This is a genomic window from Microbacterium suaedae (assembly GCF_003254645.1).
Classification (GTDB): Bacteria; Actinomycetota; Actinomycetes; order Actinomycetales; family Microbacteriaceae; genus Microbacterium; species Microbacterium suaedae.
Genome location: NZ_PNFD01000004.1, coordinates 125468 through 143082, shown reverse-complemented (window position 1 = coordinate 143082; position 17615 = coordinate 125468). Strand labels below are relative to the sequence as shown.

Sequence of the window (17615 nt, the reverse complement as noted above, 5' to 3'; positions counted from 1 at the left end):
CATGGAATCGCTGCAGCTTCTCGCGGACGGCTTCGCCGGCGCGCTCACCTGGCAGAACCTCGTCTGGGTGCTCTTCGGGTGCCTGCTCGGAACGGCCGTCGGCGTCATGCCGGGCCTCGGATCCTCCATGGCCGTCGCGCTCCTGCTTCCCGTCACCTTCTCTCTGGAGCCGACGGCGGCGTTCATCATGTTCGCGGGCGTCTACTTCGGTGGTCTCTTCGGTGACTCGACCATGGGCATCCTCATGAATACGCCGGGGCAGGCCTCTGCGATCGCCTCGACATTCGAGGGGCATCGCATGGCGAAGAACGGTCGCGGGGCGCAGGCTCTCGCGACAGCGGCTATCGGTGCCTTCATCGGAGGCCTCGTCGCGTCGATCCTCGTGGTCTTCCTGGCGCCTCTGCTCGCGGATCTCTCGACGCACTTCGGTCCTGCCGAGTTCTTCGCGCTCGCCGTGTTCGCGTTCGTCGCAACATCGTCGGTCGTCACGGACAGCCCGGTTCGTGGTCTCTCCTCGCTCTTCCTCGGGCTCGGTATCGCCGTCATCGGGATCGATGGGGTCTCGGGCGCGCCTCGCTTCACGGCCGGATCCCCTGATCTGTTCGACGGTGTGTCGCTCGTGACCGTTACGGTCGCGGTTCTCGCGCTCGGCGAGGTGATCTATGTCGGCTGTCTCGAACGACACCGTTCGGGGTCGGCTATGATCCGCCCGTCGGGCCGCACCTGGCTCGCATGGAAGGACATCGTGGAGGCCGCGCCGGCCTGGGGGCGCGGAACGGTAATCGGCCTGCCGTTCGGCATCGTCCCGGCAGGCGGCGCCGAGATCCCGACCTTCCTTGCGTACGGGCTCGAGAAGCGTCTCGACGCGCGTCGCCGCAACCCGCAGTTCGGAAGGGGCGCGATCCGGGGGCTCGCTGCGCCCGAAGCCGCGGGCAATGCGACGACGGGCATGGCGATGGGGGCGCTCCTCGCATTGGGGCTCCCCATCTCTGCGACAGCGGCGATCATGCTTGCCGCCTTCCGGCAGTACGGACTGCAGCCGGGGCCGTTGCTGTTTGAGCGCGCGCCCGATCTCGTCTGGGCTCTTCTCGCGAGCTTCTTCCTCGCGATGATCGTCCTCCTCCTCATCAATCTGCCGTTCGCGATGGTGTGGGCGAAGCTGCTTCTCGTTCCGCGGCCGTATCTGTACGCGGGCATCGGGGTGCTGTGTGCGCTCGGAATCTACGCGACGTCGGGGTCGACCTTCGATCTGCTGATGCTCCTCGGCATCGGCATCGTCGGGTTCCTCATGCGCGCCGCCGATTTCCCCATCGCACCGCTCATCATCGGGATGGTGCTCGGGCCCGTGGCGGAGACCGGGCTGCGTGACGCCGTGATGAGTTCGGATGGCGACGCCAGCGTGCTCGTGCAGAGCCCCATCTCACTGGTGCTGTACGGCGTGCTCGTCGTCGCCCTGGTTCTGACGGCTCGGCGCAGGATCGTCGCCCGGAGGCGCTGACGATCCACGGCGCGGCGGGATTGTTTTCGGTGTGCCGAAAGATTATATTTTCGGTATGCCGAAAACGATCCTGTCGTGGGCGGCGGCGACCGTCGCCGCGGTCGTCTCGTCGACTCTTGTCGGCTGCTCCGCTCAGGCCGCACCACCCGACGACGACCGTCCCGTCGTCCTCACGACCTTCACGGTTCTTGCTGACATCGCCGAGCAGGTCGCCGGCGACCGCCTGCGCGTCGAGTCGATTACGAAGGTCGGCGCCGAGATCCACGCGTACGAGCCGACGCCCGGCGACATCCGCCGAGCCACGGAGGCCGATCTCATCGTCGACAACGGGCTGAATCTCGAGGCGTGGTTCGCGCAGTTCGTCGATCCGCTCGATGTGCCGCACGTCGTCGTGTCGGACGGCGTCGAGCCGATCGACATCGCGGCGGACGCGTACGCGGGCACCCCCAATCCGCATGCGTGGATGAGCCCGCTCAACGTCCAGATCTACGTTGACAACATGGTCACGGCGTTCTCCGAGCTCGATCCGGACGGGGCCGAGGAATACGCCGCGAACGGCGCCGCGTACCGCGAATCGCTGCAGGAGGTGCAGGACGAACTCGTCGAGTCTCTCGCGGCCGTTCCCGAGGGAGAGCGCGCACTCGTCACCTGCGAGGGCGCGTTCTCCTATCTTGCGCGCGACGCGGGGCTGACGGAGGCGTACATCTGGCCGGTCAACGCGGAGCAGCAGGCGACCCCGCAGCAGATCGCCGAGACGATCGAGTTCGTCGACGAAGCCGGGGTCCCCGCTGTCTTCTGTGAGTCGACCGTCTCGGACCGGCCCATGCGGCAGATCGTCGAGGCGACCGACGCCGTCTTCGGCGGAACCCTCTACGTCGACTCGCTCTCGGCGCCGGACGGGGACGTACCGACGTATCTCGATCTGATCCGCTACGACGCGTCGGTCATCGTGGAGGCGCTCGCCGGATGAGCACCGCGATCGAGGTCGACGGCGTCACGGTGCGCTACCGCGACGTCGTCGCGCTCCGGGACACGAGCATTGCGATCGAGCCGGGGCGAGTGACCGCGCTCATCGGGATGAACGGATCCGGCAAGTCGACGCTCTTCAAGACGATCCTCGGCCTCGTCCGTCCGGACTCCGGAAGCGTCCGTGTCGACGGAGGGACTCCCGCAGAGGCGCGGCGGCGCGGCGTCATCGGATACGTGCCGCAGAGTGAGGACATCGACTCCGGTTTCCCCGTCTCCGTGAGAGACGTCGTCATGATGGGGCGATACGCGCGGCAGGGACCTACCCGTCGTCCGAGCGCGGACGATCGCGCGGCCGTCGCCGAGGCGCTCGATCGCGTCGACCTCTCGGCCCTCGCCGGTCGGCAGATCGGTCAGCTCTCGGGGGGACAGCGTAAACGGGCCTTCGTCGCCCGCGGTATCGCTCAGGGTGCACGGATCCTCCTTCTTGACGAGCCGTTCGCCGGCGTCGACAAGCGATCCGAGGCGACTATCGTCCGCCTGCTGCGCGAACTGGCGGTCGACGGGTGCGCCGTCGTGGTCTCCACCCACGATCTGCATGCGCTGCCGCGGCTCGCCGACGAAGCGGTTCTCCTGCTGCATCGGCCCCTGTTCCACGGACCCGTTGCGGAGGCGCTGCTGCCCGAGAACCTCGCGAAGGCCTTCGGATTGGACGATCTCGGATGACGGTTCTCGACCTGATCCTGGAGCCGCTCGGCTACGACTTCATGGTGCGGGCGATCGTGACGACGGTCGTCGCCGCCACTGTCTGCGCGCTGCTGTCCTGCTGGCTCGTGCTCGTCGGCTGGTCGCTCATGGGCGATGCCGTCTCGCACGCCGTGCTGCCGGGTGTCGTGCTCGCGTACATCGTCGGCGCGCCGTTCGCCCTCGGCGCCCTCGTGTTCGGCGTCCTCGCCGTCGTGCTCATCGGCGTCGTCCGCGATACGGGGCGGGTGAAGGAGGACGCCGCGATCGGCATCGTCTTCACCGTGCTCTTCGCCCTGGGGCTTGCGCTCGTCTCGGTCACCCCGAGCCAGACCGACCTGAGCCACATCATCTTCGGGAACATCCTCGGGGTGTCAGACGGAGAGGTGATGCAGATCGCGCTGCTCTCGGCCGTCGCGTTCGGCGTCCTCGTCGTGAAGCGACGCGATCTGACCCTGTACGCGTTCGATCCCGGCCACGCCTTCGCCATCGGGTTGTCGCCGCGCCTGCTCGGCGCAATGTTGCTGGGCGTGCTCGCCCTCACGGCCGTGGTTGCGCTCCAGGTCGTGGGCGTCATCCTCGTGGTCGCGATGCTCATCATCCCGGGCGTCACGGCGCATCAGCTGACGGATCGCTTCGGGCGCATGCTCCTCATCGCACCGATCTTCTCGGCAACGTGCTCGGTCGTCGGCATCTACCTCAGCTACTGGCTCGACGCCGCGTCGGGTGCGCTCGTCGTGCTCGTGCAGGGGGTGGCGTTCGCACTCGTTGCCCTTTTCGGACCGAAGAGCGCCCTCGTCTCGCGGTGGCGCGGACGGCGCGTCTGAGACCCGCCCGCATCGGTCAGTTCCGGGCGACTGCCGACTGCGTTGGCTGGCGAGCCGGCGCACAGCTGCGCGGCCATAGAATAGGAACCCCGCTCGCGCCCCAGCAGGAGTTCCCACACATGACGGACAACGATCCCTTCGGCTTCATCGGACTCACCTACGACGACGTGCTGCTCCTGCCCGGGCACACCGATGTCATCCCCAGTGAGGCCGCGACGGCGTCGCAGCTGACGAAGCGCATCCGCGTGGAGCTGCCGCTGCTCTCGGCCGCCATGGACACCGTCACCGAGAGCCGCATGGCGATCGCGATCGCGCGACAGGGCGGCATCGGGATCCTGCATCGCAATATGTCGATCGCCGATCAGGCGACGGCCGTGAACCGCGTCAAGCGCAGCGAATCGGGCATGGTGACCGACCCCATCACGACGTCTCCGGAGAGCACCCTCGCCGAGGTGGACGCGACGTGCGCCGAGTACCGCATCTCGGGCCTTCCCGTCGTCGATGAGTCCGGGAAGCTCGTCGGCATCGTCACGAATCGCGATATGCGATTCGTCTCGGAGGAGGCGAAGCGGACGACCTCGGTGCGGGACGTGATGACGCAGGATGGCCTCGTCACCGGACGCCCCGGGATCTCGCACGACGAGGTCGTCGCGCTGTTCAGCAAGCACCGCGTCGAGAAGCTCCCGCTCGTCGACGACGACGGCACGCTTGCCGGACTCATCACGATCAAGGACTTCGACAAGCGCGAGCAGTACCCACACGCGACGAAGGACGATCAGGGCCGGCTCCGCGTCGGCGCCGCGATCGGGTTCTTCGGCGAGGCGTGGGAGCGAGCTGAGGCTCTGCGAGATGCGGGCGTCGACGTCATCGTCGTCGACACGGCCAACGGGCAGTCGCAGGGCGTCGTCGACATCGTGAAGCGGCTCAAGGCCGACGAATCTTTCGCCCATGTCGACATCGTCGGCGGAAACGTTGCGACGCGCGAAGGCGCCCAGGCGCTCATCGACGCGGGCGTTGACGCCGTGAAGGTGGGCGTCGGCCCCGGATCCATCTGCACGACCCGCGTCGTCGCCGGCGTCGGCGTTCCCCAGGTGACCGCCATCTACGAGGCGTCGCTCGCGTGCCGCGCGGCTGGCGTTCCCCTCATCGCGGACGGCGGTCTGCAGTACTCGGGCGACATCGCGAAGGCGCTCGTCGCCGGTGCCGACACCGTCATGCTCGGTTCGCTGCTCGCAGGAACCTCCGAGTCGCCGGGCGAGCTCGTCTTTCAGAACGGAAAGCAGTTCAAGCAGTATCGCGGCATGGGCTCCCTCGGGGCGATGCAGACGCGCGGCAAGAAGACGTCCTACTCGAAGGACCGCTACTTCCAGGCCGATGTGCCGAACGACGACAAGCTCATTCCCGAGGGCATCGAGGGCCAGGTGCCGTTCCGAGGCCCTGTCGAGGCTGTCGCCTACCAGCTGACCGGTGGCCTGCGTCAGTCGATGTTCTACGTCGGCGCGCGCACGATCGACGAACTCAAGAGCAAGGGGAAGTTCGTCCGCATCACGCCGGCGGGCCTGAAGGAATCCCACCCGCACGACGTCCAGATGGTCGTCGAGGCGCCCAACTACACACGCTGAGGACGCTGAATCGATGAGCATGGAGATCGAACTCGGGCGCGGCAAGCGCGGCCGGCGCGCATACACCTTCGACGACATCGCGGTGGTGCCGTCGCGGCGTACCCGCAACCCCGCCGATGTGTCGACGACGTGGACGATCGACGCCTTCACCTTCGACACCCCGATCCTCGGTGCGCCGATGGACTCGGTCGTGAGCCCCGCGTCGGCGATCGCCCTGGGGCGGATGGGTGCGCTCGGCGTGCTCGACCTCGAGGGTCTGTGGACCCGTTACGAGGATCCTGAACCGCTGCTGGCCGAGATCGCCTCGCTGCCGACCGAATCGGCGACGCAGCGCATGCAGGCGCTGTACGCCGAGCCGATCCGGCCCGAGCTCATCACGCAGCGCATCGCGGAGATCCGCGATGCGGGCGTCGTCGCGGCGGGCGCCCTCTCGCCGCAGCGCACGCAGGAGCACTACGAGACCGTTGTGAACGCGGGCGTCGACCTCTTCGTGATCCGCGGCACGACAGTCTCGGCCGAGCACGTCTCGAGCGGCGACGAGCCGCTGAACCTCAAGCAGTTCATCTACGACCTCGACGTGCCCGTCATCGTCGGCGGAGCGGGCACCTACCGTGCGGCGCTGCACCTCATGCGCACGGGCGCGGCGGGCGTGCTCGTCGGCTTCGGCGGCGGCGCCGCCTCGACGACCCGCACCACTCTCGGCGTGCACACGCCGATGGCGACCGCGGTTGCGGACGTCGCGGGTGCGCGCCGCGATTACATGGACGAGTCGGGAGGCCGGTACGTGCACGTCATCGCCGACGGCGGCGTGGGGACCTCGGGCGATCTCGTCAAGGCGATCGCGATGGGGGCCGACGCCGTCATGCTGGGCGTCTCGCTCGCTCGCGCGACCGACGCGCCGGGTCGCGGCTTCCACTGGGGCCAGGAGGCCCACCACCCGACGCTGCCGCGCGGGCGCCGCGTGCATGTCGAGCAGATCGCCTCGATGGAGGAGGTGCTGTACGGCCCGGCGCAGATCGCCGACGGCACCTCGAACCTCATCGGCGCCCTGCGCAAGTCGATGGCGACGACCGGATACTCCGATCTCAAGGAGTTCCAGCGCGTCGACGTGGTCGTCACGCCCTACGAATGACCGACGTCTCCGCGCACGACGAACTCAGCCTGCAGGAGTTCCCGCCGACGCTCCGCGAGGTCATGCTGCGACCGCGCTGGATCGGCATGCTGGTGCTGTGCCTCGTCGTCGCGGGCATCTTCGCGGGGCTGCTGCAGTGGCAGCTCTCGCGTGCGATCGCGACGAATCCGCTTCCGGAGGGCGCGACCGAGAATGTGCTTCCGATCGACGAGGTGGTCGCGACAGGCGACTATCTGCCGGGGCCGCTGGTCGGGCAGCGCGTGGAGCTGACGGGCGCCTGGTCTGCGACCGACTTCCTCGTCGTGTCCGAGCGCTTCAACGACGGCGCGGCGGGCTTCTGGGTCACGGGACGCCTCGTGACCGAGGAGGGCGCGTCGCTCGCGACAGCGATCGGATGGGCGCCGGATCGCGCGGCGGCGGAGGCAGCGGCGGCGGAGTTCGCCGCGGAAGCCGGGTCTGAGCCGGTCGAACTCACGGGCCGCCTCGTCGCGGATGAAGGGCCGACGCCCGCCACGGGCGATGATCCGTACGAGATGACGCGCATGTCGCCGGCCGCTCTGCTTGGCCAGTGGTCGGAGGTCGACGGGCCGGTCTACCGCCCGTTCCTCGCGGCGGCCGACGCAACGGGCGGCATCGCCGAAGCCGGGCTCGAGACGATCTCCTCGCCCGCGCCGTCGGACGACGGATCCGTCAACTGGCTCAACCTGTTCTATGCGGCCGAGTGGGCGATCTTCGCGGCCTTCTCCTTCTACCTCTGGTACCGCCTCGCGAAGGATGCGTGGGAACGGGAGCTCGAGGAGATCGCGGGCATCGATCCCGACGACCTCGACGAGGAGTAGGCGGAATCCCACAGTTTCCGCCCCGTAGACTGGTGGGCATGCCTCAGCCCCGGATCGCGACCTTCCCGAGGATTCGCACGGCGCTTCGCTTCTACCAGATCGCGAGCGTGATCACGGGCGTCGGCCTGCTCCTGCTCGTCGCCGAGATGGTCCTGAAGTACTCGCCGCTGCACGTCGAGCTCTTTCTGGGCGGATCCGGCGGCTTCCTCTGGTTCGCCCCCGTCATCCCCGCGGGGGACTGCGTCTGGTACTCCCAGTTCGCGATGGGCGCGGGGGGCTGCGAGATCGTGTCGACGGGCGAGGGCAGCGGCGGAGTCAATCTCTCGCTCGGCATCCTCATCGCGCACGGCTGGTTCTACGTCGTGTATCTCGCGGGCGTGTTCTGGCTGTGGAGCCTCATGCGGTGGCGCTTCGGCCGCTTCCTTCTTCTCGCGGGCGGCGGCGTCGTGCCGTTCCTGTCGTTCATCATGGAGGGCATCGTGGCCCGCGACGTCAAGACCTACCTCGCCGAGCGCGAGAAGCGCGCCGCCGCCAAACGCGCGGCGCGTGAGAACCTGACCCCCGACCCCGCACAGGAGGCCGCCTCGTGAGCACCGACACCGCACAGCGACCCGTTCTGGTCGTCGACTTCGGCGCCCAGTACGCCCAGCTGATCGCGCGCCGCGTGCGCGAGGCCGGCGTGTTCAGTGAGCTCGTGCCGCACACGATCTCGGCGGCCGAGGTGACGGCGAAGAACCCCGTCGCGATCATCCTTTCGGGCGGCCCGAGCTCGGTCTACGCGCCGGGTGCGCCGCAGTTCGACACGAGCGTGTTCGATCTCGGCATCCCGACGCTCGGCATCTGCTACGGCTTCCAGGTGATGGCGCAGGCGCTCGGCGGCGAGGTCGCGCAGACCGGCCAGCGCGAGTACGGCGCGACCGACGCGAGCCTCGCGGGCGACGGCGGCGTTCTGCTCGAGGGCACCCCGACGTCGCAGAACGTGTGGATGAGCCACGGCGACTCGGTCGCGAAGGCCCCCGCCGGCTACGACGTGCTCGCATCGACCGAGGCGACGCCCGTTGCGGCGTTCGGGAACGCCGAGGCTTGCTTCTACGGCGTGCAGTGGCACCCCGAGGTGAAGCACTCCGACCACGGTCAGCAGGTCATCGAGAACTTCCTCCACCGCGCGGCCGGTCTTCCCGCTGACTGGAACAGCGGATCCGTCATCGACGAGCAGGTCGCCCGCATCCGTGAGCAGGTGGGATCCGCGCGCGTGATCTCCGCGCTGTCGGGCGGCGTCGACTCGGCCGTCTCGACGGCCCTCGTGCACCGCGCCGTCGGCGATCAGCTCACGGCTGTCTTCGTCGATCACGGACTGCTCCGTCAGGGCGAGCGCGAGCAGGTCGAGCAGGACTACGTCGCCTCGACGGGAGTGCGCCTCGTCACGGTCGATGCCGAAGAGACGTTCCTCGGCCATCTCGCGGGTGTCACGGATCCCGAGGAGAAGCGCAAGATCATCGGCCGCGAGTTCATCCGCGCGTTCGAGAAGGTGCAGCGCGAGCTCGTCGACGAGGCGAAGGCCGAGGGCGAGCCGATCAAGTTCCTCGTGCAGGGCACGCTGTACCCCGACGTCGTCGAATCGGGCGGCGGATCCGGCACAGCGAACATCAAGAGCCACCACAACGTGGGCGGATTGCCCGACGATCTCGACTTCGATCTCATCGAGCCGCTGCGCACGCTGTTCAAGGATGAGGTGCGCCAGATCGGGCGCGAGCTCGGCCTGCCCGAGGCGATCGTCGGCCGTCAGCCGTTCCCGGGGCCGGGCCTCGGAATCCGCATCATCGGCGAGGTCACGCACGACCGTCTCGAGACCCTGCGCGCGGCCGACGCGATCGCACGCGCGGAGCTCACGGCTGCGGGCCTGGACGGCGAGATCTGGCAGTGCCCCGTCGTGCTGCTCGCCGATGTGCGCAGCGTGGGCGTGCAGGGCGACGGCCGCACCTACGGCCACCCGGTGGTGCTGCGCCCCGTCTCGAGCGAGGACGCGATGACGGCCGATTGGACGCGTCTGCCGTACGACGTGCTCGCACGGATCTCGAACCGCATCACCAACGAGGTCGCCGAGGTCAACCGCGTCACCCTCGACGTCACGAGCAAGCCCCCGGCGACCATCGAGTGGGAGTGATTCCACCCCGATGACGACGATGCCCCACGCCGCGCGCGTGGGGCATCGTCGTCATCGGGGTTCCCTCCCGTGGTACCCCGCGTTCCGGGGGTGTCGTGTGGCTCATATGGTGCCGGGGAACGACCGCGGGGCACCCCTGGGTGCGTTCGGGAGGAGAACTGCCGGTGTCGCTGCGCATCCGAACGTGGGGTACGAGCGGTTGTGTCATTCGGGTGAGGGATCCGGGCGATCGGGCGGTATCGAACCGTGCCAGATCCGCAGGGCGATGTGCAGCTCGCTGCGACGCGCTCCGTGCCGCCACGACGGACCCAGGAGGTCGTCGATGCGGCGCATGCGCTGGCGCACCGTGTTGGGGTGGAGGTACAGCACCTCCGCCGCTCGGACCGCGTCGGCGTCGTTGTCGAGCAGCGTGCGCGCGGTCGTGACGAGGTCGGAGCCGCGCTTTCGGTCGTACGCGAGGAGAGGTCCGAGGGCAGACTCCGCGAGTCGCGATGCGGTGGCGTCCGGCAGATGCGAGAGCGCGAGACCGGCGAGGCCGAGCTCACGCGTCGGGTCGGCGAATCCGATCTCTCCGAGCGCGCGCATGGCACGCACGGCGCGTTCCGTCGTCGCCACAGCGCGGGCGAGGTCTTGGCGGGCGAACGTCGTCGAGACCCCCGAAATCGCGGCGTGGATCGTGCCCGGATTGAGAATGCGCGCTGCGTCATCCGGACCCACATCACCGCTGACAATGCGCACTGTGCCGCCCACTTCTCCGATGACGCCGCCGCGTGATTCGACGAGCGGGCGAAGCGCCGCGAACACGTCGGCGTTGCCCGGGCCGCGCGCCGAGAGCACGTGGACCCGACTTCCCTCGAGGAGCCCGAAGGGAGCGAGACGGCGAGAGAGCGTGGGCCACGCGGTCTGGTCGGCCGTCTCGATTCCGGAGACGAGCTGATCCTGCAGCTTCCGGTCGGCCTCGTGTCGCCGCTCATCGTGCAGCAGCATGGCGCTCAGCACGCCCGCACCGCGTTCGAGAAGACGCGCGTCATCTTCCCCGAGGGCCCGGCGCACCTCGATGGCGCCGAGCACACGACGCCCGGCGACCGCGTGCATGAGGGTCGTGGCCCGGCCGTCGCAATCGTGCACCCAGGGGGTGCGCCGCGCCGCGCGGTGCACCCCCTCGAGTTCGGCGGCGCGCAGCAGTGCGACCTCCGCGCCGAGGTGCGACGACAGGGCATCGATGAGGGACGTCAGGGGGCGGTCATTGCGCAGAAGTTCGAGAAGGTCGTGGTCGAACCGCTGCAGCCGCTCGAGCGCCAGCAGCCGCGAGTCGGCCTCCTCGCGTGCGCGGTCGCGCTCGGCGAGGGCATCCGTGAGTGAGTCGACGTACGTGGCGCGCTGGAGCGCCACCGACGCGAGGGCGGCGATCTGCTGCAGCAGCGCGATCACGTCGGAGGAGTACACACGTGTCGAGCGATCGGCGATCATGAGGGCGCCGATCACACCCTCCGACGTCCTCAGCATCGTGCCGAGGATCGAGACCACGCCCTCCTCTGCGACAGCGGCGTCGATATGCGGCAGATGCGGGAACGAATCGTCGTGAGAGTAGTCGCTCGACATCGCGTACGTCGAGCCGCCGGCGGCTGCCTGCCCCAGGATCCCCGATCCGAACGGCATCCGGATCTGTCGATACGTGTCGGTCACGATGCCGTCGGTCGTCCGGATGTAGGTCTCGCCCGTCGACGCGTCGTTGAGGCTCACGTAAGCCATGTCGGTGACGAGGAGCGACCGCGTGCGCGCGCACACGCGTTGGAGGATCTCGTCGATGTCATGGGCCTCGGTGATCGCCGATGCGGTGTCGAAGAGCAGACGCGATGTCTGCTCTTGCCGGCGCCCTTTGGCGAGCGTGGCCTGCAACTGGGAGACGAGCATCGCCTCGCGGTGGGGGAGGGAGCGGCTCGTTTCCGGAGGCTCGTCAGGGGTGGCGAGCACCCGCTCGAGCGCACTGGTGAAGGATCGGGCCACGTCTGTCATCGAGGACCATCCTTCCTCCTGCTTCATGTTCTGCACAACATGTGATGCGTCACGAAAGGACGGTTGACTGGCGGAGTCCCGAACTCGATGAGGAGCGACAGAGTCGATGCCGATCACCTATCCACTGGCCATCCGTGGCGCCGTGCTGGAACGCGGCGATGCTGCGCGCCCGTTCGGCGCATCGCGCCCCATCTCTGTCGATGAGCTCACGCTTGCCGCCCCGCAGGCCGGTGAGATGCTCGTCCGAATGGAGGCGGCGTGCATCTGTCACTCCGATCTGTCCGTGGTCGACGGCAGCCGGCGGCGTCCGACGCCGCTGCTCCTGGGGCACGAGGCGGCCGGCATCGTCGAAGACCTCGGCCCGGCGACAGAGGGCTTCGAGGTCGGCGACCGCGTCGTGATGACGTTCCTGCCGCGCTGCGGCACGTGCGCTGCGTGCGAGACGGCCGGGCGCCTGCCCTGCGAGCGAGGATCCCAAGCGAATCAGGCCGGAGAGCTTCTCGCCGGCGGTCGCCGACTCAGCCGTGGTGGATCCGATGTGCACCATCATCTGGGCGTCTCGGGATTCGCGACGCACGCGGTCGTCGACGCTCGATCCGTCGTCCGAGTCGACGCGGACGTTCCGCCCGATGTCGCCGCTCTGCTCGGATGCGCGGTGCTCACGGGGGGCGGCGCGGTTCTCAACGCGGCATCGCCTGCCCCGGGATCGACCGTCGTCGTGGTCGGCCTCGGCGGGGTCGGGATGGCGGCCGTGCTCGTCGCGCATGCGCTGGGTCACCGCGTCATCGGGGTCGACGGATTGCCGCACAAGCGCGCGGTCGCACTGCGCGGTGGCGCCGCGGAGGCGTACAGCCCGGAAGAGGCGGTCGAGGCCGGTGTACGGGGAGCGGCCGTGGTCGAGGCCGCGGGAAATCCGAGGGCATTCGAGATGGCGATCCGATTGACCGCGCCGGGCGGCACCACGGTGACCGTCGGCCTGCCCGCCCCCGAGGCCGAAGCGCGCGTCACGCCGCTCGATCTCGTCGCCCAGGCCCGCACGATCGTCGGCAGCTATCTCGGTTCGGCGATCCCTTCGCGGGACATCCCGATCTTCGTCGAGCTGTGGCGGGCGGGCCGGCTGCCCGTCGACGAGCTCGTGAGCGGCGTGATCGACCTCGAAGACATCAACGAAGGAATGGATGCGCTCGCCTCCGGCGACGCGCTCCGACAACTGATCCGATTCGAAGGGAGGCGCTGATGCGCGCTGCGATCATCTCTGGCGCCCGCACGCCCATCGGCCGTCGTGGGGGAAGCCTCGCGGAGTTCGAGGCTCGTGACCTGGGCGCGGTCGCGCTCGCCGAGGCGCTCGAACGCGCGACGGTCGATCCGCAGGAGGTCGACGACGTCGTCATGGGGGTGACGCTCGCGCCCGATGGCAATCCGGCGCGCGTCGCATGGCTGCAGGCGGGACTGCCCGTGACGGTGCCGGCGCGCACCATCGACCGGCAGTGCGGTTCCGGAATCGACGCCGTCTGGCTTGCGGCGCAGGCGGTGTCGGCAGGGGCTGCCGACACGGTCGTCGCGGGCGGTGCTGAGTCGATGACGCGCGAGCCCTTTCAGCTGGAGCGCTCTCTTCGCCCGTCTCCGCCTGTTCCCCCGAGCTTCCTGCGCCGCCGTCTCGCGAGCGACGCCGCCGGAGACCCGGCGATGGGCACCACGGCCGAGAATCTCGCCGAACGGTTCGCGATCGGACGTGAGGATCAAGACGCCTTCGCGGCGACGAGCCAGCAGCGTTACGAGAACGCACGGGCGAAGGGATGGATCGACGGCATTGCGGCCGTCCCGACGAAGAACGGGGTCGTCCGCGCCGATGAGCACCCGCGGCCGACGACGACGCGAGAGGCCCTCGCGGCGCTGCGGCCCGCCTTTCACGTGAACGGCAGCGTCACAGCGGGCAACTCCTCGGGAATCAACGACGGCGCGGCCGCGGTCGTCGTGGTCGGTGAGGAAGAGGCGATCCGCAGGCGGGCTCGGGCCATCGCCTGGGTCGTCGACGGAGTCGTCACGGGTGTCGACCCGAAAGTGATGGGCGTGGGTCCTGTTCCGGCGATTCGCCGGCTTCTCGCGCGCACCGGCTGGTCATTCGACGACGTCGATGTGATCGAGATCAACGAGGCGTTCGCCGTGCAGGTGCTCGCCTGCGCACAGGAGCTCGACCTCGACATCTCCCGGGTGAACGCCTGGGGCGGAGCCATCGCGCACGGGCATCCCATCGCCGCGACCGGTACCGCCCTCGTGATGAAAGCGGTCGACCAGCTCGCGCGCGCGGGCGGCGGGCGCGCCATCGTCTCCGCCTGCATCGGGGGCGGGCAGGGCATTGCGCTCGCGATCGAGCGGGACGCATCGCCGGCGGGCCCCGCCGGCTGGAACCAGAAGGAGAACTGATGACACCGATCGGAACCGCGGTCGTGTGCGGAGCTGGAGCGATGGGCAGCCAGATCGCGATGCTCGCGGCGCTCGCCGGCTGCGACACGACGATGGTCGACGTCGACCAGGAACGGCTCGACAGCGCCATGGATCAACTCGAGAAGCGCTGTGCGCGCGGCGTCGCCCGAGGAACCCTCGATGCGGATGACGTCGAAGCCGCGTTCGCGCGTCTCGCCACATCCCTCGACCTCGACGACGCGGCCAGCGGGGCGGACATCGTCATCGAGGCGATCGTCGAAGATCTCGGCGCGAAACGCGATCTGTTCCAGAGGCTGGGGCGCGTCGCACCGGCCGACGCGATCCTCGCGACGAACAGCTCCAGCATCGTCTCGAGCAAGCTCGCGGACATCACGAATCCGGGGCGCGTGTGCAACATGCACTTCTTCAATCCTGCGCTCGTGATGAAGCTCGTCGAGGTCGTCGGCGGTGAGCACACCTCGCCCGACACCGTCGAGGCTGCGGTCGAGCTCGCGGAACGGATGGGCAAGACTCCGGTCGTCGTGCGCAGGGAGATCTTCGGATTCATCGCGAATCGGATCGTCGCGGCGATCTTCGACGAGGCCATCGAACTCCTCGAGGCGGGCGTCGCGACGGTCGAGGACATCGACCTCGCCGTGACGAACGGACTCGGCCACCCGGTCGGCCCGTTCGCCCTCCTCGACCTGACCGGCATCGATGTCAACGTGGGCATCAAGAAGCTCGAGGCCCAGGAGACCGGCGATCCGTCGCGCGGTCCCGCCACGACGCTGCTTGATCTTGAGCGCGCAGGCCGGCTCGGACGCAAGACGGGGCGCGGCTTCTATGAATACGGTGCCTCGTGACGGGCCTGCGCACGGATGTCTCCGATGGCATCGGCACGATCACGCTCGCGCGTCCGAAAGCGCTGAACGCTCTCACAAGCGAGGTGACCGAGACGCTCGCCGCTCAGATCCGCGCCTGGGAGGCGTCAGCGAGCGTCGACGTCGTGATCGTCACGGGCGAGGGTGATCGGGCGTTCGCGGCGGGCGCCGACATCCCGGAGCTGCGTTCGAAGAGCGGCATCGAGATGACCCACCGCGGCATGCAGCACGCCATCTCGACCGTGCGCGAGTCGACGTTGCCGACCCTCGCGGCCGTCAACGGCCTTGCGTTCGGCGGGGGCTTCGAGCTCGCGCTCGCATGCGATGTCCGGATCGCCGTGCCGCGTGCGACGTTCGCGCTGCCCGAGACCGGACTCGGCATCATCCCGGGTGCCGGGGGGACGCAGATGCTGACGCGCATCGCGGGGCCATCCGTCGCCTCACACCTCATCTTGACCGGCGCTCACATGCGCGCCGATCGCGCCTACGAGCTCGGCATCGTGTCGTCGATCCACGAACCGGAGGATCTCGAGGCCGCGGCGATCGAGCTCGCACAGGCGATGCGCGGCAAGGGTCCGCGCGCGCTTCGCCTCGCGAAGGCGGCCATTGCGGCTGCCCACGATACGAGCATGTCCGCAGGGCTGCAGATAGAGCTGCTCGCTCAGGCCGTGCTTTTCGAGACTGCCGACCGCGATGAAGGCATGGACGCCTTCCTCGAGCGTCGCCAGCCGCACTTCGACGGTGAAGTGCGTCACCACCAGTAAGGAAGCAACCACATGAGCATCGAATCCCGACCGGCCGCGACGCGGGGCTTCTTCCGCATCTCGCGGTTCCGGCTCTGGGCGACCATCGTCATGCTGATCCTGACGGTCGCCACACTCAATCCGTGGGCATACAACACCATGCTCGGCGGTACGTCGCTGATCAACTACATGCTGTGCGGGCTCATGATCGCCGCGTTCATCGTGATGATCATCGACCTCATCGTCACGCGCAACGACTCGACCGGCGAGGAGGGCGACAATGCCTAACCCGATCCCTCTCGTCATCCTCATCGCGTACATCGCGTTCTGCATCGGCATCGGCATATACGCCCGTCGCGGCGGGAACAAGAGCAGCCGCGAATACCTCACCGGCGGCGGCAACGTCGGCGTCTGGGTCAACGGCTTCGCCATCTTCGCGGCTTTCGCGACGGGTGGCACGATGCTCGGCAACATCGGCCTGTCCTATGCCGGAGGCTGGGGTTACATCACCGCATACAACGGCGGCGTCGCGCTCGGATACCTCATCGCGACGTTCTTCCTCGCGAAGGTTCTGCGTAATATGCGCATCTCGACCGTCCCGGAGTTCCTGCGCGTCCGGTTCCACAACAAGGTGCTGAACACGATCGTTCCGATCGTTCTGATCGGCGTCCTCGTCGCCTACCTCGTCGCGCAGATGAAGGTCGGCGGCATGCTCGGCGAGCAGCTGTTCGGCTTCGACTACGGCTGGTCGGTGATCGCCATCGGCGCCGTCTACATCTTCTACACGTTCTTCGGCGGGATGAAGGCTGTGACGCTGACGGACTTCGTGCAGGGACTGCTGATGATCTCTGTCGTCGTGATCTGCGGGGGTATCGCCTTCGCTGCTCATAGCGGCCCGGCATCGCTGTACGATCTCGCGACCACCCTTCGTCCGCTCTGGTCCGGCGCGGAGACCTACCCCCTGGTGTCGTACATCGGTGCCTTCATCATCTGGGGAACGGTGAACGCGGTATTGCCGCATACGATCATGCGCATCTTCGCCGCGAAGTCGGAGCGCGCGGGGCGCGGCAGCCTCGCCGTCGGCCTCGGGCTGTACATCGTCACGTCGATCGTGACGACGGTCTTCATCGTCGGTGCCGTCATCATCCTCCAGGGCGGGGACGACCTGTCCTCGTTCGACAACACGTTCCTCGTCTTCCTCGCACAGCAGACGCCCGCCTGGGTTGCAGGCCTCGCGTATGCGGGGATCTTCGCAGCCGTCATGTCGTCTGTGAGCGCCATGCTGCTCGGCCTCGGCGGCGCGTTCGCCTATGACCTCGTCGGTCAGTTCCGTCCGAACATGAAGGACTCGTCGCTGCGCAAGCTCACGAGCTGGAGCGTTCTCGGCTTCGGAGTGCTGACCGTGGCGCTGTCTTTGAACCCGCCCGAGCTGCTGACGATTCTCTACACCGCGGCCGTCGGCCTGCTGGCCTCGACGCTCTTCTTCCCGACGCTGCTCGGGATCTGGTGGAAGCGCATGAACACGCTGGGCGCGCTCCTCGGTGCGATCGTCGGGGGCGCTTCCTATCTCATCCTGCTGTGGGGCGTCGAGATGCCGACCCTGTCCCAGATCACGGTGTCGCTGCCGCTGTCGCTGGTCGCGTGCCTCATCGGCGTCTGGGTCGGCCGACCGCCGAGCGAGGCTGAGCTCGAACGCGTCGTCATCGCGCATCAGCGCGAGTACGTCGACACCCCGGCGCCAGCGCGACAGGGAAGGTAG

The 17615-nt window shown here is 68.4% G+C and carries 16 protein-coding genes; 15 read left to right on the top strand and 1 reads right to left on the bottom strand.

The features are described from left to right. The first annotated feature begins 1 nt into the window (after position 1). From C0012_RS12920 to guaA, 9 genes are all read left to right on the top strand, one after another. Positions 2–1498, top strand: coding sequence for a tripartite tricarboxylate transporter permease (locus C0012_RS12920; RefSeq protein ID WP_111467019.1), 1497 nt, complete (start codon positions 2–4; stop codon positions 1496–1498). Positions 1499–1553: 55 nt separating this feature from the next. Continuing rightward, positions 1554–2468 (top strand): metal ABC transporter substrate-binding protein, encoded by a 915-nt coding sequence (locus C0012_RS12915; RefSeq protein WP_111467018.1) that lies wholly within the window; start codon positions 1554–1556, stop codon positions 2466–2468. Then, positions 2465–3190 carry a metal ABC transporter ATP-binding protein gene (locus C0012_RS12910; RefSeq protein WP_111467017.1) on the top strand — a complete coding sequence of 242 codons (726 nt, stop codon included), beginning with the start codon at positions 2465–2467 and terminating at the stop codon, positions 3188–3190. Before C0012_RS12915 ends, C0012_RS12910 begins: the two co-directional genes overlap by 4 nt. Further along, positions 3187–4035, top strand: coding sequence for a metal ABC transporter permease (locus C0012_RS12905; protein WP_111467016.1), 849 nt, complete (start codon positions 3187–3189; stop codon positions 4033–4035). The genes C0012_RS12910 and C0012_RS12905 overlap by 4 nt, the downstream gene beginning before the upstream one ends. A 119-nt stretch (positions 4036–4154) precedes the next feature. Next, positions 4155–5657, top strand: coding sequence for an IMP dehydrogenase (gene guaB, locus C0012_RS12900; protein ID WP_111467015.1), 1503 nt, complete (start codon positions 4155–4157; stop codon positions 5655–5657). 19 nt (positions 5658–5676) lie between these two features. After that, a complete protein-coding gene (locus tag C0012_RS12895; protein WP_111467014.1) occupies positions 5677–6789 on the top strand; it encodes a GuaB3 family IMP dehydrogenase-related protein in 1113 nt (370 codons plus the stop codon). Continuing rightward, the gene (locus tag C0012_RS12890) at positions 6786–7628 is read left to right on the top strand and encodes an SURF1 family protein (protein WP_111467013.1); all 843 of its coding nucleotides are present in this window, start codon (positions 6786–6788) and stop codon (positions 7626–7628) included. The genes C0012_RS12895 and C0012_RS12890 overlap by 4 nt, the downstream gene beginning before the upstream one ends. A 38-nt stretch (positions 7629–7666) precedes the next feature. Continuing rightward, the gene (locus tag C0012_RS12885; RefSeq protein ID WP_111467206.1) at positions 7667–8218 is read left to right on the top strand and encodes a DUF3817 domain-containing protein; all 552 of its coding nucleotides are present in this window, start codon (positions 7667–7669) and stop codon (positions 8216–8218) included. Beyond that, on the top strand, positions 8215–9792 hold the full coding sequence (guaA, locus tag C0012_RS12880) for a glutamine-hydrolyzing GMP synthase (RefSeq protein ID WP_111467012.1): 1578 nt from the start codon (positions 8215–8217) through the stop codon (positions 9790–9792). The genes C0012_RS12885 and guaA overlap by 4 nt, the downstream gene beginning before the upstream one ends. Positions 9793–9996: 204 nt before the next feature. Here guaA and C0012_RS12875 read toward each other — a convergent pair whose 3' ends face one another. Next, positions 9997–11808 carry a helix-turn-helix domain-containing protein gene (locus tag C0012_RS12875; RefSeq protein ID WP_162622945.1) on the bottom strand — a complete coding sequence of 604 codons (1812 nt, stop codon included), beginning with the start codon at positions 11806–11808 and terminating at the stop codon, positions 9997–9999. Between the two features lie 106 nt (positions 11809–11914). On the opposite strand from C0012_RS12875, the gene C0012_RS12870 reads away from it, so the two are divergent. From C0012_RS12870 to C0012_RS12845, 6 genes are read left to right on the top strand one after another with little or no spacing between them, the layout of a single operon-like run. Beyond that, complete coding sequence (locus C0012_RS12870; protein WP_408631142.1) at positions 11915–13045, top strand: alcohol dehydrogenase catalytic domain-containing protein; 1131 nt, start codon at positions 11915–11917, stop codon at positions 13043–13045. Then, positions 13045–14232 (top strand): thiolase family protein, encoded by a 1188-nt coding sequence (locus C0012_RS12865; RefSeq protein ID WP_198411144.1) that lies wholly within the window; start codon positions 13045–13047, stop codon positions 14230–14232. Before C0012_RS12870 ends, C0012_RS12865 begins: the two co-directional genes overlap by 1 nt. Then, positions 14232–15095 (top strand): 3-hydroxyacyl-CoA dehydrogenase family protein, encoded by an 864-nt coding sequence (locus C0012_RS12860; RefSeq protein ID WP_111467010.1) that lies wholly within the window; start codon positions 14232–14234, stop codon positions 15093–15095. The genes C0012_RS12865 and C0012_RS12860 overlap by 1 nt, the downstream gene beginning before the upstream one ends. After that, positions 15092–15877 carry an enoyl-CoA hydratase/isomerase family protein gene (locus C0012_RS12855; RefSeq protein WP_162622944.1) on the top strand — a complete coding sequence of 262 codons (786 nt, stop codon included), beginning with the start codon at positions 15092–15094 and terminating at the stop codon, positions 15875–15877. Before C0012_RS12860 ends, C0012_RS12855 begins: the two co-directional genes overlap by 4 nt. A 12-nt stretch (positions 15878–15889) precedes the next feature. Next, a complete protein-coding gene (locus tag C0012_RS12850) occupies positions 15890–16144 on the top strand; it encodes a hypothetical protein (RefSeq protein ID WP_111467008.1) in 255 nt (84 codons plus the stop codon). After that, positions 16137–17615, top strand: a complete 1479-nt coding sequence (locus C0012_RS12845) for a sodium:solute symporter family protein (RefSeq protein ID WP_111467007.1) — start codon at positions 16137–16139, stop codon at positions 17613–17615. The genes C0012_RS12850 and C0012_RS12845 overlap by 8 nt, the downstream gene beginning before the upstream one ends.

What these genes read in the sequence shown, in the direction of transcription:
- C0012_RS12845 (WP_111467007.1), top strand. Translation starts at nt 16,137, where the DNA reads ATGCCTAACCCGATCCCTCTCGTCATCCTCATCGCGTACATCGCGTTC.
- C0012_RS12920 (WP_111467019.1), top strand. Translation starts at nt 2, where the DNA reads ATGGAATCGCTGCAGCTTCTCGCGGACGGCTTCGCCGGCGCGCTCACC.
- guaB (WP_111467015.1), top strand. Translation starts at nt 4,155, where the DNA reads ATGACGGACAACGATCCCTTCGGCTTCATCGGACTCACCTACGACGAC.
- C0012_RS12890 (WP_111467013.1), top strand. Translation starts at nt 6,786, where the DNA reads ATGACCGACGTCTCCGCGCACGACGAACTCAGCCTGCAGGAGTTCCCG.
- C0012_RS12915 (WP_111467018.1), top strand. Translation starts at nt 1,554, where the DNA reads ATGCCGAAAACGATCCTGTCGTGGGCGGCGGCGACCGTCGCCGCGGTC.
- C0012_RS12865 (WP_198411144.1), top strand. Translation starts at nt 13,045, where the DNA reads ATGCGCGCTGCGATCATCTCTGGCGCCCGCACGCCCATCGGCCGTCGT.
- C0012_RS12885 (WP_111467206.1), top strand. Translation starts at nt 7,667, where the DNA reads ATGCCTCAGCCCCGGATCGCGACCTTCCCGAGGATTCGCACGGCGCTT.
- C0012_RS12875 (WP_162622945.1), bottom strand. Translation starts at nt 11,808, where the DNA reads ATGACAGACGTGGCCCGATCCTTCACCAGTGCGCTCGAGCGGGTGCTC.
- C0012_RS12870 (WP_408631142.1), top strand. Translation starts at nt 11,915, where the DNA reads ATGCCGATCACCTATCCACTGGCCATCCGTGGCGCCGTGCTGGAACGC.
- C0012_RS12895 (WP_111467014.1), top strand. Translation starts at nt 5,677, where the DNA reads ATGGAGATCGAACTCGGGCGCGGCAAGCGCGGCCGGCGCGCATACACC.
- C0012_RS12905 (WP_111467016.1), top strand. Translation starts at nt 3,187, where the DNA reads ATGACGGTTCTCGACCTGATCCTGGAGCCGCTCGGCTACGACTTCATG.
- C0012_RS12850 (WP_111467008.1), top strand. Translation starts at nt 15,890, where the DNA reads ATGAGCATCGAATCCCGACCGGCCGCGACGCGGGGCTTCTTCCGCATC.
- C0012_RS12860 (WP_111467010.1), top strand. Translation starts at nt 14,232, where the DNA reads ATGACACCGATCGGAACCGCGGTCGTGTGCGGAGCTGGAGCGATGGGC.
- C0012_RS12910 (WP_111467017.1), top strand. Translation starts at nt 2,465, where the DNA reads ATGAGCACCGCGATCGAGGTCGACGGCGTCACGGTGCGCTACCGCGAC.